At 67.8% G+C, this 16,864-nt stretch carries 5 protein-coding genes; 4 read left to right on the top strand and 1 reads right to left on the bottom strand.

Annotated features, from left to right (window positions below; translation table 11 throughout):
• The first annotated feature begins 323 nt into the window (after positions 1-323).
• The 4 genes from HWQ56_RS11555 (at position 324) to HWQ56_RS11570 (ending at position 15,755) form a co-directional block, all read left to right on the top strand.
• The gene (locus tag HWQ56_RS11555; RefSeq protein ID WP_176570563.1) at positions 324-13,199 is read left to right on the top strand and encodes a non-ribosomal peptide synthase/polyketide synthase; all 12,876 of its coding nucleotides are present in this window, start codon (positions 324-326) and stop codon (positions 13,197-13,199) included.
• Between the two features lie 85 nt (positions 13,200-13,284).
• On the top strand, positions 13,285-14,676 hold the full coding sequence (locus HWQ56_RS11560) for an aspartate aminotransferase family protein (RefSeq protein WP_176570564.1): 1,392 nt from the start codon (positions 13,285-13,287) through the stop codon (positions 14,674-14,676).
• A gap of 103 nt (positions 14,677-14,779) precedes the next feature.
• On the top strand, positions 14,780-15,010 hold the full coding sequence (locus HWQ56_RS11565; protein ID WP_158158254.1) for an MbtH family protein: 231 nt from the start codon (positions 14,780-14,782) through the stop codon (positions 15,008-15,010).
• 10 nt (positions 15,011-15,020) lie between these two features.
• The gene (locus tag HWQ56_RS11570) at positions 15,021-15,755 is read left to right on the top strand and encodes a thioesterase II family protein (RefSeq protein ID WP_176570565.1); all 735 of its coding nucleotides are present in this window, start codon (positions 15,021-15,023) and stop codon (positions 15,753-15,755) included.
• A gap of 110 nt (positions 15,756-15,865) precedes the next feature.
• Here HWQ56_RS11570 and HWQ56_RS11575 read toward each other — a convergent pair whose 3' ends face one another.
• Complete coding sequence (locus HWQ56_RS11575; RefSeq protein WP_158158256.1) at positions 15,866-16,822, bottom strand: siderophore-interacting protein; 957 nt, start codon at positions 16,820-16,822, stop codon at positions 15,866-15,868.
• Positions 16,823-16,864: the final 42 nt, after the last annotated feature.

A 16,864-nucleotide genomic window follows, 5' to 3' on the forward strand; every position in this document is an offset into this window, starting at 1 on the left:
CACCCAGGTGCAAGGCTTGATGCTGTTGGCGGCCTCAAGATCGTGCGCCGCCCGCGCGGCGCTTCCCGAGCTGGCGCCCGGTCCCACATCTGTTTCGGGCCAGTTATGCCAGTGACATCACCGGTTTCGCCTTGTTTTTTCGCTGCAGATTTGTGTGGGTGCTATCAAGGCGGCAAAGGTGATCCTTCAGGCATAACTAGCCCGAAACAGATGTAACCCCTCCTAATTTCCCTTCGCGCTCACCCGTCTTCGTTCCTATGAAAACGACCACTCCTCCCACGAGCGGCCGTTCCCCAAGCATGGATCTGAGGACCGATACAGCGATGGCCACTATCTTCGAGCGCCCGACTTCCCTGGCTCACGCACTGGCGCGGCACGCCGCCCGGCAGCCCGAGGCGCCTGCCCTGCGCTTTCTCGACGGGCACAGCGACGAAGGTGTCCTGCTCAGCTACGGGCAGTTGGACGCCCGGGCGCGCGCCATCGCCTCGGCCCTGGCTCAGCGTGCCGGTCGCGGCGAGCGCGCGCTGTTGCTGTTGCCCAGCGGGCCGGACTACGTGGCCGGGTTCTTCGCCTGCCTGTACGCCGGAGTGATCGCGGTGCCGGCCTATCCGCCAGAGTCCATGCGCCCGCAACACTTGGAGCGCCTGGTGTCGATCATCGGCGACGCCGAGCCCACGGTGATCCTCACCACCGCCCACCTATTGCCCACGCTGCGCGATACCGCCCAGGCCAACGGCCTGGCGATGCCGGGCCTGGTAGCGGTGGACGAAATCGAAGCAACCAAGGACTGGACCGCTGAGTTGCCCCAGCCCCAAGACATCGCCTTCCTGCAATACACCTCCGGTTCCACCTCCACCCCCAAAGGCGTGCAGGTCAGCCACGGCAACCTGGAGGCCAACGCCTGGCTGATTCGCCAGGGCTACGGCATCGACGACGGCGAGGTCATCGTCAGCTGGTTGCCGCTGTACCACGACATGGGCCTGATCGGTGGCCTGCTGCAGGGCATCTACAGCGGCGTCATGGTGGTGCTGATGTCACCGCAGTACTTCCTCGAACGGCCGCTGCGCTGGCTGGACGCGATCAGCCGTTTCGGCGGCACCATCAGCGGTGGCCCGGACTTCGCCTACCGCCTGTGCCACGAACGCATCGCCGACAGCAAGCTGGCGGGGTTGGACTTGAGCCGCTGGCGCGTGGCGTTTTCCGGCGCTGAATTGATCCGCCAGGACAGCCTTGATGACTTCGCCGAACGGTTCGCCGTGTGCGGGTTCAATCGCACCGCGTACCTGGCCAGCTATGGCCTCGCCGAGGCCACGCTGTTTGTCTCCGGCAGCCGCACGGGGCAAGGCATCGACGCCCTGGACCTGGATGCCGACGCCCTGGCCGCCAACCGCGCCGTGCCCGGCGTGGGCGCCCGCTTGATGAGCTGCGGCTGGCCGCAGCCCGAGCATGAAGTGCAGATCCTCGACCCGGTGAGCCAGCAGCTGCTGGCCCCTGGCGAGGTCGGCGAAATCTGCAGCACCGGCCCCAGCGTCGCCCAGGGGTACTGGCGCAACCCCGAGGCCAGCGCCCGTGCCTTCGTGCAACGTGACGGCCAGACCTGGCTGCGTACCGGCGACCTGGGCTTCATGCATGGTGGTCAGCTGTACGTCAGCGGCCGCCTCAAGGACATGCTGATCATCCGCGGCCAGAACCTCTACCCCCAGGACATCGAGCGCACCGTCGAAACCCGGGTCGAAGCCGTGCGCAAAGGCCGGGTGGCGGTATTCGCCCTGCAGCATCAGGGCGTGGAAGCGTTCGGCGTCGCGGCCGAAGTCGGCCGTCGGGCGCAGAAGCAGCAGCCCCTGGATGAGCTGATCGAGCAGGTGCGCGCCCAGGTCGCCGACGTTCACCACGAAACCCCCGCAGTGGTGCTGTTGCTGGACCCCGGCAGCCTGCCCAAGACCTCCAGCGGCAAGTTGCAACGCTCGGCGTGCGCCGCGCAATGGCGCGATGGCAGCCTGGCCTGCGTGGCCCAGTGGCAGGCGGGTCCGGCCAAGGCCGCCAGTGCACCGCTGGCCGAGGCCTTGCCCGAACAGGTGGCCCGGCTGTGGCGTGAAGCCCTCAAGGTCGAAGCGCTGGAGCCCGGCGCCAGCTTCTTCAGCCAGGGTGGCAACTCCATCCAGGCCATCCAGATGATCGCCGAACTGCGCGACGAGCTGGGCATCGACCTGGCCTTGCGCACCCTCTACGAAGCCCCGGCGCTTGAAGACTTTATCGCCGAAGTCCAGGCCCTGGCCCGCGGTGAACCGCTTGAAGCGCCGGTTACCCGCGTGCCGGGCCAGCCCCTGCCACTGACCGCCGCCCAAAGCCGCCTGTGGTTCCTGTGGCAGTTGCAACCCAACAGCATCGCCTACAACGTGCCGGGCGGGCTGCGCCTGCGCGGCGAGCTGGACCATGCGGCGTTGAACAGTGCATTCCAGGCCCTGGTGCAACGCCACGATGGCCTGCGCAGCTACTTCTTCGAACAGGATGGCGTGGTGTGGCAGCAGGTCGCCGATGGCGCAGACTTCACCGTGCAGCACGATGACCTGCGCGATGTAGCGCCGGAAATGCGCGAGGACCTGGCCCAGGCCATCGTCGCCCAGGAAACCAACACCCCCTTCGACCTGGAGGAGGGCGCGTTGCTGCGCGTGCGCCTGGTGCAGATCGATGACCAGGACCATCTGCTGCTGGTCACCGTGCACCACATCGTCGCCGATGGCTGGTCGTTCGCGATCTTGCTCGACGAGTTCGCACGCCTGTACGCCGACCCATCGGCGAGCTTGCCAGCCTTGCCCCTCAACCACGGTGACTACCTGGCCTGGCTGCAGGCCCGCGCCACCGACCCTTCGCCAGCGCTGGCCTACTGGCAAGCGCAATTGGGCGGCGAACGTGAGGCGCTGGCGCTGCCCCTGGACCACGCCCGTGGGCTGAAAGCATCACCCGCGCGGCGCTTGAGCCTGAACCTGCCCGCCACCCTGTGCCAACAGGTGGCGGCCACCGCCAAGGCCCAGGGTGTCAGCACCTTCATGCTGATGCTGGCTGCCTATCAGGTACTGCTGCACCGTTACACTGGCCAGACCGACATTCGCGTCGGTGTGCCCAGCGCCACCCGGGAGCACCGCCACAGCCAAGGGCTGGTGGGTTTCTTCATCAACACCCAGGTGCTGCGCAATTCGGTCGATGGCCGCGCCGGGTTCGACGCGTTGCTGGCCAGCGTGCGCACCACCGTGCTGGACGCTCACGCTCACCAGGCGCCGGACTACGAACAGGTCAGCGCAGCCCTGGGTGACGCCGCCGGTTTCGAGGTGATGTTCAACCACCTGCAGCGCGACACCAGCGCCTTGCGCCGCCTGCCGGGGTTGTTCGCCGAAGAGCTGCCGTGGCACAGCCGCGAGGCCAAGTTCGACCTGCAGCTGCACAGCGAACAAGACCCCCAGGGCCGCCTGCGCGTATCATTTGACTATGCCGAAGCGCTGTTCGAAACCAGCACCATCCAGCGCTTGGGCGGGCATTTCATGACCCTGCTGGCGCAACTGTGCAGCGACCCTCGGCAGGCCGTGGGCGATATTCCCTTGCTGGACGAGCGTCAGTTGGCGCAACAGCAGACCTGGGGCACAGCGCCTCAGCCCGAAGTGGGCTGGCTGCTGTCAGAGCGCCTGGCGCGACAAGCGGCGAAAACCCCGGAGCGCACGGCGTTGGTCTGTGGGAGCGAGACCCTGACCTACGCGGCCCTGGACCATGCCGCCAATGCCCTGGCGCTGCGCCTGCGCGAGCAGGGCGTGGGCCCGGAAGTGCGGGTGGGCGTGCTCGGCGAGCGCTCCCTGGAACTCATGGTCGCCCTGGTGGCGATCGCCAAGGCCGGGGGCGTCTACGTGCCCCTGGACCCCGACTACCCCCATGAGCGCCTGGCCTTCATGCTCAAGGACAGCGCCATCGCCTTGTTGCTGGGTCCGCAGGCCCTGCTCGACCGCTTCGCCGAGGCCACGGGCTGCGCCAGCCTGGCCCTGGACGGCGTGGCCCATGGCCAAGGCAGCACCCAGGCGCCAGCGCTGGCCCTGCACCCTGACAACCTGGCCTACGTGATCTACACCTCCGGTTCCACCGGCCAGCCCAAGGCGGTGGGCGTCAGCCACGGCGCCCTGGCCGAGCGCCTGGAGTGGATGCAGCACCAGTACGCCATCAACGAACAGGACGTCCTGCTGCAAAAAGCCTCCCTGAGCTTCGACGTGTCGCTGTGGGAGTGCTTCCTGCCGCTGATCGCCGGCAGCCGCCTGGCCCTGGCCGGCGCCGGTGACCACCGCGACCCGCGTCGCCTGGTGACGCTGGTACGCGAGCAGGGGGTGACCGTGCTGCACTTCGTGCCGCCGTTGCTGCAACTGTTCATCGAAGAACCCCAGGTGGAACAGTGCATCAGCCTGCGCCACCTGTTCAGCGGCGGTGAGGCACTGCCAGCCGACCTGTGCCGCCGCGTTCACGAGCGCTTGCCCGGTGTGGCCCTGCACAACCGCTATGGCCCGACCGAAAGCGCCATCAACGTCACCCACTGGCCGTGCGCCAACGAGACCGGCGCACGGGTGCCCATCGGCCGTCCCTTGAGCAATGCCCAGGTGCAGATTCGCGACACCAGTTGGCAGGTCGCCGCCGCCGGTGCGCGGGGTGAGTTGTTGCTGGGCGGCAATGCCCTGGCCCGTGGTTACCTGGGCCAGCCAGCCCTGACCGCCGCGCGTTTCCTGCCCGCCGAGGGCGGTGGCCGCCTGTACCGCAGCGGTGACCTGGCACGCTGGCGCCACGACGGTGCGCTGGAGTACCTGGGGCGCCTGGACGAACAAGTGAAACTGCGCGGCGTGCGCATCGAAATCGAAGAAATCCGCAACGCCTTGCTGGGGCAGCCAGGGGTCCAGCAGGCTGCCGTGGTGCTGGGCGAGGGGGCCGGGGGCGGTCAGCTGCTGGCCTACCTGGTGGTGGAAGGTGAAGAGCCCCCCGCGGTGCTGGCGGCGCGCCTGCGTGGCGCCCTGCAGCAACGCCTGCCCGACGCCATGATCCCCGCGCATTTCCTGCGCCTGGCGGCCCTGCCGCTGGGGCCGACCGGCAAGCTTGACCGTCGCGCCTTGCCCGCGCCGGACGTCAGCCTGCGCGAGTACCGCGCCCCCCGCGATGCCGTCGAGCGCGAACTGGCGGCTATCTGGGCTCAGGTGCTGGAGCTGGACCGCGTGGGCCTGGACGATGATTTCTTCGAGCTGGGCGGGCATTCCCTGCTGGCCACCCGCATCGTTTCCCGTGCGCGTCAGGCCTTCGGGGTGGAATTGCCGCTGCGCAGTCTGTTCGAGTCGCGCCGCCTGGAAGACTTCGCCGCCTGGGTGGCCCGCGCCAAGGCCGACGGCCAGGTGGACGGGCAGGGCGCCATCGCCCTGGTCGACCGCCAGCAGCGCGTGGCGCTGTCCTATTCCCAGCAGCGCATGTGGTTCCTCTGGCAGTTGGACCCGCAAAGCCCGGCCTACAACGTCGGTGGCATGGCACGCTTGCGCGGTGCCCTGCACGTGGACAGCTTCGAGCGCGCCCTGCAGGCGTTGATTCACCGCCACGAAAGCCTGCGCACCACCTTCCCCTCCGAGGACGGCAAGCCATGGCAGCAGGTGTCGAGCCGCTCGGACGTGGCCATGCAGTGGCTGGACATCAGTGCCCAGGCCTCGGTCGAGCGCGAAGCGAGCATCGCCCGCCTGGCCGACGAGCAGGCCCACGCGCCCTTCGACCTGGAGCGCGGGCCATTGCTGCGGGTGTGCCTGGTCAAGAGCGGCGAGCGCGAACACCACCTGCTGCTGACCCTGCACCACATCGTCACCGAAGGCTGGGCCATGGACATTTTCGCCCGTGAACTGGGCGCCCTGTACGAGGCCTTCGTCGACGACCGTGACTCGCCCCTGGCGCCACTGCCGGTGCAATACCTGGATTACAGCGCCTGGCACCGTGGGTGGCTGGAAGGCGGCGAAATGCAGCGCCAGCTTGATTACTGGCGTGCACAACTGGGGGGTGAGCAACCGCTGCTGGCCCTGCCCAGCGACCGCCCGCGCCCGGCCGTGCAAAGCCACCACGGCGAGCTGTACCGCTTCGACCTGGATGAACACCTGGCGCAGCAAGTCACCCGCTTCAACAGCGAGCGCGGCCTGACCCTGTTCATGACCATGACCGCCGCACTGTCGGTGCTGCTGTACCGCTACAGCGGCCAGGATGACTTGCGCATCGGCGTGCCGCTGGCCAACCGCATTCGCCCGGAAAGCGAAGGGCTGATCGGCGCCTTCCTCAACACCCAGGTACTGCGCATTCGCCCCCACGGGCACATGACCGTCAGCGAGTTGCTGGCCCAGGTGCGCCAAGTGGCCATCGACGGCCAGTCCCACCAGGACGTGCCTTTCGACCACTTGGTCGAAACCCTGCAGCCCGAGCGCAGCGCCGCCTGGAACCCGCTGTTCCAGGTGATGTGCAACGTGCAGCGCTGGGAGTTCCAGCAGCAGCGCGAGCTGGCCGGCGGGGTCAAGGTGGATTACCTGGTCAACGATGCCCGCGCCACCAAATTCGACCTGAACCTGGAGGTCACTGACTTCGACGAGCAACTGCGCTGCTGCCTGACCTACAGCTCGGACCTGTTCGACGAAGCGCGCATCGCCGTCATGGCCGCGCACTGGCAGCACCTGCTGCGCGCCATGCTGGCCAACCCGCAACAGGCCTTGAGCGAATTGCCGCTGCTGGCCGACCACGAGCACCAGGCGTTGGTGGCCGCTGGCCGCGGCGACGCGCCGGTGGCGCAGGTGGACAGCGTGCAGGCGCTGTTCCAGCGCCAGGCCTTGGCCACCCCGCACGGCCTGGCAGTGACCTGCGCGGGTCGCTCGCTGACCTATGCCCAGCTCAATGCCCAGGCCAACCAGTTGGCCCATCGCCTGATCGAACTGGGCGTGGGCCCCGAGGTGCGCGTGGGCCTGGCGCTGCGCCGCTCGGTGGACCTGGTGGTGGGCCTGCTGGCCATCCTCAAGGCCGGCGGCGCCTACGTGCCGCTGGACCCCGAATACCCCAACGAGCGCCTGCGCTACATGATCGAGGACAGCGGCATCAGCGTGCTGCTGGGCCATGACGAATGGCTGCAACAGGGGGCACTGCCTACCGCTGTACAGGCCTGGAGCCTGGAACAGGACCAGGCCGCCCTGGCCGGCTACCCCGACAGCAACCCGCTTGAGCGCAGCCACGCCGGGCACCTGGCGTACATGATCTACACCTCCGGCTCCACCGGCCTGCCCAAGGGCGTGGCCGTGGACCAGGGGCCACTGGCCATGCACTGCCTGGCCGTAGGCACGCTGTTCGGCACCACACCGGCCGATTGCGAGCTGCATTTCTATTCCATCAACTTCGACGCCGCCAGCGAGCGCCTGCTGGTGCCGCTGCTGTTCGGCGCCCACGTGGTGCTGCGCGAGCAGGGCCAATGGGACGCCGAGGCCATCTGCGCACTGATCCGCACCCAAGGCATCAACGTGCTGGGCTTCACCCCCAGCTACGGCGGCCAGTTGGCCCAATGGCTGCGTAGCCGCGATGAACGCCTGCCGGTACGGCTGTGCATCACCGGTGGCGAGGCGCTGACCCCGGAACATGTCCACACCCTGCGCGAAACCTTCGCACCGCACACCCTGTTCAACGCCTACGGGCCCACCGAAACCGTGGTCATGCCGACCGCCTGCGCCGTGGACGCCACCCTGGCCGATGACGCGGCCAACGTGCCGATCGGGCGCGTGGTCGGTGCCCGCCAGTTGTACGTGCTGGATGCCGACCTGGCCCTGGTGCCGGCCGGCGCCACGGGCGAACTGTACGTGGGTGGCCAGGGCCTTGCCCGCGGCTACCATGGCCGCGCGGGGCTGAGCGCCGAACGTTTCGTCGCCGACCCCTTTGACGCCAGCGGTGGCGGCCGCCTGTACCGTACCGGTGACCTGGTGCGCCAGCGGGCCGATGGCCAGCTGGAATACCTGGGGCGGATCGACCATCAGGTCAAGGTGCGTGGCTTCCGTATCGAGCTGGGCGAAATCGAAGCGCGACTGCTGACCCACCCGCAAGTGCGCGAAGCTGTGGTCCTGGCGGTCGACGGCCCGGCCGGCAAGCAACTGGCCGGCTACCTGCTGGCTGAAGCCGACCTGAACCTGGACCAGGTGCGTGCGCACCTGCACGCCGGCCTGCCGGAACACATGGTGCCCGCGCACCTGATGGTGCTGGAACAATTCCCGCTGACCGCCAACGGCAAGCTCGACCGCCGCGCCTTGCCAGCCCCCGATGTCGAGGCCAGCCGACACAGCTACCAGCCGCCGAGCACGGCGGTGGAACGCGGCCTGGCCGAGGTCTGGCAGGGCGTGCTGGGCGTCGCCCGGGTGGGTGTCGACGACAACTTCTTCGCCCTGGGCGGCGACTCGATCCTCTCCATCCAGGTGGTCAGCCGCGCCCGTCAGGCGGGCATTCATTTCACCGCCAAGGACCTGTTCCAGCACCAGACCGTGCGCACCCTGGCCGTCGTGGCCCGGCAGAGCCAGCAGGTCAGCATCGACCAGGGCCCGGTCACGGGTGCCAGCGCCCTGACACCGATCCAGCACTGGTTCTTCGATCAGGACCTGGCCGCGCCGCAGCACTGGAACCAGTCGCTGCTGCTGGGCGCCGAGCAACCCTTGCAGGCCGATCTGCTGGAGCAGGCACTGCAAGCGCTGGTCAGCCACCATGACGCCCTGCGCCTGCGTTTCAGCGCCGACAGCGATGGCCAGTGGCAGGCCCACTACGCCGCCATCGATGCCCGCCACACGTTGCTGTGGCAGCGTGAGGCCGCCAGCGCCGAGCAGCGCCTGGCGCTGTTCGAGCAGGCCCAGCGAAGTCTCGACCTGCATCAGGGTCCGCTCCTGCGCGCCGTGCTGGTGCCGGGCGAACAGCCACGGCTGTTGCTGGCCATCCATCACCTGGTGGTGGACGGGGTGTCCTGGCGGGTGTTGCTCGAAGACCTGCAAACGGCCTATCGCCAGCTGGAGCAGGACCAGGCCGTCAGCCTGCCGGCCAAGACCAGTGCCGTGCGTGACTGGGCCCAGCGCCTGGGGGCCTACGCCGGCAGCGAATCGCTGCGTGAAGAGCTGAACAAGTGGCAGGCTCATCTGGCCAATGCGCCGGTCGACCTGCCCCGTGACTTCACCGGCAACCCCAACCTGGAGCGCGACGCCCGCAGCGTCAGCCTGACCCTGGGCGCCGAGGCCACCCGCCAGTTGCTGCAACAGGCGCCCCAGGCCTACCGCGCCCGGGTGGAAGACCTGCTGCTCACCGCCCTGGCCCAGACGCTGTGCACCTGGACCGGCCAGCCGTCGGCCCTGGTGCAATTGGAAGGTCACGGTCGTGAAGAGTTGTTCGATGAGCTGGACCTGAGTCGCAGCGTCGGCTGGTTCACCAGCGCCTACCCCCTGCACCTGACCCCGGCCGCCACCGCCGGCGACAGCCTCAAGGCCGTCAAGGAACAAGTGCGCGGCGTGCCGCACAAGGGCTTGGGTCATGGCGTGCTGCGCTACCTGGCCGACCCCGCCAGCCGCGCCGCCATGGCGGCCTTGCCCGAGGCGCGTATCACCTTCAACTACCTGGGCCAGTTCGACCAGGACTTTGCCGAGGGCGCGCTGCTGCGCCCGCTGGCCGAGCCCGTTGGCGCCCAGCACAGCGGTGAAGCCACGTTGCCGAACTGGTTGAGCGTGGACGGCCAGGTGTTCGGCGGCGAGCTGACCCTGCGCTGGACCTTCAGCGAGCGGTTGTTCCGCATCGAGACCATCGAGCAATTGGCCCAAGCCTACCAGCGCACCCTGCAGGCGCTGATCGAGCACTGTCTGCAACCCGAGGCCGGGGGCATCACGCCGTCGGACTTCCCCCTGGCACGGCTCGACCAGGCCCAACTCGATGCGCTGCCACTGGCCCTCGACACCATTGAAGACGTGTTCCCGCTGACGCCGATGCAGGAAGGCCTGTTGCTGCACACCTTGCTGGAACCCGGCACCGGGATCTATTTCATGCAGGACCGCTACAGCATCGACAGCGCCCTGGACGTGGACCGCTTCGACCGCGCCTGGCGCGCCGTGGTGGCCCGCCATGAAGCCCTGCGTGCGTCGTTCTGCTGGAGCGCCGGCGAGCAGATGCTGCAGATCATCCACCGCGGCGACGGCGACGGCGTCGAATTCCTGGACTGGAGCGCGCTGCCCGCCGACGGGCACGAAGCGCGCCTGCAAGCCTTGCTGGAGCGCGAGCGCCTGGCCGGCTTCGAGCTGCTGGAGCGGCCACCGCTGCACCTGCGCCTGATTCGCCTGGCGTCCGAGCAGCACTGGTTCATCATGAGCAACCACCACATTCTCATCGACGCCTGGTGCCGCTCGATCATGATGGGCGACTTCCTGGCCATCTACAGAGCCCTGGAGCAGGGCAGCGAAGCGCGCCTGGCAACGCCGCCGCGTTACCGCGAATTCATCGCCTGGCTGCACCACCAGGGCCTGGAGAGCTCCCAGCAGTACTGGCGCCAGACCCTGGCAGGCTTTGCACGCCCTACGTACATCCCCAGCGACCGGCCGATTCTGCACGACAACGGCGGCATGCGCGTAGGTGACCTGCACAGCCGTCTGTTGCCCGAGCAGGGTGCGCGCCTGCGTGAGCTGGCCCAGGCCCACCAACTGACCGTCAACACCTTCGCCCAGGCCGCGTGGGCCCTGGTGCTGCGCCGCTACAGCGGCGAGCGCGACGTGCTGTTCGGCGTCACCGTGGCCGGGCGCCCGGCCAGCCTGCCGCAGATGCAGCACTGCGTGGGGCTGTTCATCAACAGCATCCCATTGCGCGTCGGCATGCCGGCTCCTGGGCAAAAACTGAGCGTGCGCCAATGGCTGCAACAGCTATTTGAAAGCAACCTGGCGTTGCGTGAACACGAGCACCTGCCGCTGGTGAGCATCCAGGAGTGCAGCGAGCTGCCCAAGGGCCAGGCGCTGTTCGACAGCCTGTTCGTGTTCGAAAACGCCCCGGTGGACGCCACCGTGCTGGAAGGTGCCGAAGGCCTGAACGCCAAGTCCGGCTCGGGCCGCACCCACACCAACTACCCGCTGACCGTGGTCTGCTACCCGGGCGACGACCTGGGCCTGCACCTGTCCTACGACCAACGTTTCTTCGAAGCCGCTACCATCAAGCGCTTGCTGGGCGACTTCCAGCGCTTGTTGCTGGCCCTGGCCGATGGTTTCGACCAGGACCTGGACGCTTTGCCGCTGCTGGCCGACGACGAGCGCCAACAGGTGCTGCAGGACTGCAACCAGAGTGCCCGCGACTATCCGTTGCAACAGGGCTACGTGCCGCTGTTCGAGGCCCGGGTGGCAGCGCACCCCGAGCGCATCGCCGCCGCCTGCCTGGGCGAGCAGTGGCGCTATGGCGAACTGGAGCGCTACGCCAACCGCCTGGGCCACGCGTTGCTGGCCGCGGGCGTGCAACCGGACCAGCCGGTGGCGCTGCTGGCCGAGCGTGGCTTGCCGCTGCTGGGCATGATCGTCGGCAGCCTCAAGGCCGGCGCCGGTTACCTGCCACTGGACCCCGCCCACCCGCAGCCACGTCTGGCGGGTATCGTCGAACGCAGCCGGGCGCCAGTGCTGGTGTGTACCGCCGGATGCGAGGGGTTGGCACAGCGGGTAGTCGATGAACTGCCTGCCGGCGTGGCCCGCCCGCGCCTGGTGGTGTGGGACCAGGTACAAGCCGCGCAGGGCAGCGATAACGCGCCCGGGGTGCAAGTCAGCGGCCAGCACCTGGCCTACGTGATCTACACCTCCGGTTCCACCGGCGTGCCCAAGGGCGTGGCGGTGCATCAGGCGGGCATGCTCAACAACCAACTGAGCAAAGTGCCGTACCTGGCCCTGGACGAACACGACGTGATCGCCCAGACCGCCTCCCAGAGCTTCGACATTTCGGTGTGGCAGTTCCTCACCGCCGCGTTGTGCGGCGCGCGGGTGCAGATCGTCCCGGACGCCATCGCCCATGACCCGGCCGCGCTGCTGGGCCATGTCCGCGACACCGGCATCACCGTGCTGGAAAGCGTGCCGTCGCTGATCCAGAGCCTGCTGGCCGAGCCGGCCGACGCCCTGGACGGCCTGCGCTGGCTGCTGCCCACCGGTGAAGCCATGCCACCGGCCCTGGCGCGCCAGTGGCTGCAGACCTACCCGGCGGTACCGCTGGTGAATGCCTACGGCCCGGCCGAATGCAGCGACGACGTGGCGCTGTTCAAGGTGGACGAAGCCGCCAGCGCCGGCAGTTACCTGCCCATCGGCACGCCGACCGACAATAACCGGTTGTACCTGTTGGGCGACGACCTGGCGCCAGTGCCGCTGTTGGCCGATGCCGAGCTGTTCATTGCTGGCACGGGCGTGGGCCGTGGCTATCTGGGTGACCCTGCTCGCACCGCCGCCAGTTTCCTGCCCAACCCGTTCGGTGCGCCGGGCGAACGCCTGTACCGCAGTGGCGACCTGGCCCGCCGTAACGCCGACGGGGTGCTGGCCTACGTCGGCCGTGTCGACCACCAGGTGAAGATCCGCGGCTACCGCATCGAACTGGGGGAAATCGAAGCGCGCCTGCGCGAACTGCCGCAAGTCCGCGATGCCGCCGTAGCCGCCCAGCAGGCCGCCAGCGGCCATTATCTGGTGGGCTACGTGGTGGGCAGCGATGACTGGCAAACCATCAAGCAGCACCTGGGCCAGACCCTGCCCGAATACATGGTGCCGCGCCACTGGCAGGCCCTGGACCAGTTGCCGCTGAACGCCAACGGCAAGCTCGACCGCAAGGCGCTGCCCGCCCTGGCGTTCGGCACGGCGCTGCAGTACCAGGCGCCGTCCAGCGACCTGGAACGCACCTTGGCCGGTATCTGGGCCGAGGTACTGGGCGCCGAGCGCGTGGGCGTCACCGACAACTTCTTCGACCTGGGCGGGCATTCGCTGCTGGCCACCCAGATTGCCTCGCGCGTGCAGCAGGCGCTGCAACGCAACGTACCGCTGCGGGCGATGTTCGAGTGCAGCACGGTGCAGGCACTGGCACGGCACATCGAGGAGCTGGGCGGCAGCGCGCTGGACGAGCAGAAGGTCAGCCGTATCGATGACCTGATGGCGCGGCTGGAGGCGCTGTGACACCCGCAGACCGTTTCAACACACCGGGCGCCGATGCGCCCGGGCACTCCCTCGGCTTTTTATCTTCCCTTTCAGGAGCACAGCAATGAGCACAGTGTTGGCCGAAAAACCAGGCAGCAGCGACGTCGCCGACAAGGACTATCAGTTCGAGGACAACCCCATCCTGGCGCGCCAGAAACTGCAGGAGTCCAACGCGCGCAGCTACCCGCGGCGTATCCCCCTGGCGCTCAAGCGCGGCCGTGGCATTCACGTCGAAGACGTCGAGGGGCGTACCTTCATCGACTGCCTGGCCGGGGCCGGTACCCTGGCGCTGGGCCACAACCACCCGGTGGTGATCGACGCCATCCGCCAGGTGCTGGACGACGAATTGCCCCTGCACACCCTGGACCTGAGCACCCCGGTCAAGGACCGTTTCGTCCAGGACCTGTTCGCGGTACTGCCGCCGGCATTCGCCAAGCAGGCGAAGATCCAGTTCACTGGCCCCACCGGCACCGACGCGGTAGAAGCCGCGCTGAAGCTGGTGCGCATCGCCACCGGACGCAGCACGGTCATCGCCTTCCAGGGCGGCTACCACGGCATGAGTCAGGGCGCCTTGAGCCTGATGGGCAACCTCAAGGCCAAGACGCCCTTGGGCGCGCTGCTCAGCCAGGGCGTGCAATTCATGCCGTTCCCGTATGACTACCGCTGCCCGTTCGGCCTCGGTGGCCAGCAGGGCGTGGACGTCAACCTGCGCTACCTCGACAACCTGCTCAACGACCCGGAAAGCGGCGTGCAACCGCCCGCGGCGGTGATCGTGGAAGTGGTTCAGGGCGAGGGCGGGGTGATTCCAGCCGCTGACGCCTGGCTGCGAGGCGTGCGTGAAATCACCGCCCGCGCCGGCGTGGCGATGATCGTCGACGAAATCCAGACCGGCTTCGGCCGTACCGGCAAACTCTTTGCCTTCGAACACGCCAGCATCGTCCCTGACGTGGTGGTGCTGTCCAAAGCCATCGGCGGCAGCCTGCCGTTGTCGGTGATGGTCTACCGTGACTGGCTCGACACCTGGCAGCCGGGCGCACACGCCGGCACCTTCCGCGGCAACCAGATGGCCATGGCCGCCGGCTCCGCCGTCATCCGCTACATCGAGTCGGAAAACCTGGTGCAGCATGCTGCCGACATGGGCCAGCGCCTGCGCGAACACCTGCAGGGCCTGCAGCGCCACACCCCGCAACTGGGCGACGTGCGCGGCCGCGGGTTGATGCTGGGTGTCGAGATCGTCGACCCCAACGGCAAGCCGGACGTGCTGGGGCACCCGCCCGTGGACCCGGCGCTGGCCAGCCGCATTCAGCGTGAATGCCTCAAACGCGGGGTGATCATCGAACTGGGCGGGCGCCATGGCAGCGTGGTGCGGTTCCTGCCACCGTTGATCATCACTGCGCAGCAGATCGATGAAGTGGCGAGGATTTTTGCTCGGGCTCTGGCAGCGGCGTTGGGGTGAGCCACGACGCGAAGAACTTCACGTCGAACGGTGCAACCGCTAATTTCCATCAGCCCACAAACGTCTTGATAACACACCCACCCTCCACTCAAGGAAAAACACCATGACCTCCGTATTCGATCGCGAAGACATCCTGTTCCAGGTAGTGGTCAACCACGAAGAGCAATACTCCATCTGGCCTGACTACAAGGCCGTGCCCAACGGCTGGCGCACCGTTGGCAAGAGCGGTTTCAAGAAAGAGTGCCTGGCCTACATCGAAGAAGTGTGGACCGACATGCGCCCCCTGAGCCTGCGCAAGCACATGGAAGAGCAAGCCGCCCAAGCCACTCATTGAGGCCCTGACCATGGCGAATGTGCAACTGTTCTGCCTGCCGTACTCGGGCGCCAGCGCCATGGTCTACAGCCGCTGGCGGCGCGCGGTGCCGGCCTGGCTGAGCGTGGTGCCGGTGGAGTTGCCTGGGCGTGGCGCGCGGCTGGGCGAGGCCTTGCAGACGGATATGCACGCCCTGGCCCGGCAACTGGCCAGGGAAGTGCTACCCAGGATCACTGGGCCCTACGCAGTGTTCGGGCACAGCCTGGGGGCGTTGCTGGCCTTCGAAATGGTCCATGCCCTGCGTGAAGGTGGCGCACCGCAACCGTTGGCATTGATTGCCTCGGGCACGGCGGCGCCGACGCGGCGGGAAGATTACGAACGCGGTTTCGCCGACCCCAAGAGCGACGATGAGCTCAAAGCGCAATTGCGCGATTTGCAGGGCACGCCGCCTGAGGTCTTGGCCAATCAGGAACTCATGGAGTTGACCTTGCCTATCCTGCGGGCCGACTTCCTCATGTGTGGCCGCTATCAGTATCGGGCGCGCCCGCCCCTGACGTGCGCGTTGCATGTGCTGGGCGGCGCGGACGACCGGGCCAGCCAGGAGCAACTGGTCGCCTGGCAGCAGGAAGGCCAAGGCAGTTTTACCCTGGACATGCTGCCGGGTGGTCACTTCTTCATTCACGAGCACGAAGCCAAGGTACTGCGCCTGCTCAAGGCCAACCTCGACGAAAGCGTCCGTCACGACCGTGCGCCGCTCAGCGCCTGAGCGCAGCAGCGGACCCGGCCGCGTCGGCGGTGCATGCGGTGTGCCTGATGCTGCGCGGCGTGCATGACGCGGCCAGGTCCGCTGCCTGGCCGGTGGATTGCCATAAGGGCCTAGTCCAGCGCCCGGCCCAACCGCCAATACCCCATGAAGGTCAACGCCCGCTTGTCCAGCCCCAACTCGCCCACCCAGTGGCGACGAATTGCCATCACCGCGGCCGATTCGCCAGCGACCCAGGCATAGAACTGATTGCCCGCAGGTTTGGCCAGGTCCCAGAGAATCTGGGTGTCGATGTCCACGTCCTCAAGTGTCTGCTCACCCCCGCCCGGGCCCGCGCTGGCCGGCAGCGTGGCCAGTTGTTTCGCGGCTCGTTGCAGGCCTTCGCCATAGCTCAATCCCAAGGCGTCGCGGGGTAGCCAGGTCAGTTGGGCGCCCGGCGGCGCGCAAAGGTCCAACCGATCAGTGGCGTGGGGCACTTCGATGAAGGCCTGCACCTGCGGCGCGGGAGACGCCTGGGCCAATGCTTCGAGAATGCCGGCGATGGCCGGAAGCGCTGTTTCATCGCCAATCAGCAACACGTTGCGCAGTCCCTGAGGCGGTTTCCATTCGTAGCCGCCGGGGTCGCCCGGGGCATCGCCGGGCGCCACCATCTGCAAGCGGTCGCCTGGGTGGGCGTGGGCGGCCCAGCGTGAAGCCGGACCGTCGTCACCATGCAGCACAAACTCCACGTCCACTTCACTCATTTCGCTGCGCAGGGCGCGGAGGGTGTAGGTCCGCATCGGCGGTCGGACGGCGGGGTCGATGGCCCGCAAGGCCTGGTGCCAGTTGCCTTCAAGGGGTAGCTGCGCAGGCTGGCCGTCGGCGCCGGGAAACAGCAATTTGATTCGCTGGTCTGGCGCCAGGGTGCGCATGTGCGCCACCTGGGGGCCGGTGAACACCAGGCGCGTCAGGGAGGGCGTGACGACAACGCGCTGCTTCAGCTGCACATCGAAAATCCGATAGCTGGCGCGTTTGGCGGGCACCGCTTGTTTCGCCAGGGTGCGCAGGTTGTTGGCCAGGGTGGTAAGCATCGAGGGGCCGCCTTTCGAGTAGGGGTGTATCAACGTGTACGA

Origin of the sequence: Pseudomonas eucalypticola (assembly GCF_013374995.1) — a bacterium.
GTDB lineage: Bacteria > Pseudomonadota > Gammaproteobacteria > Pseudomonadales > Pseudomonadaceae > Aquipseudomonas > Aquipseudomonas eucalypticola.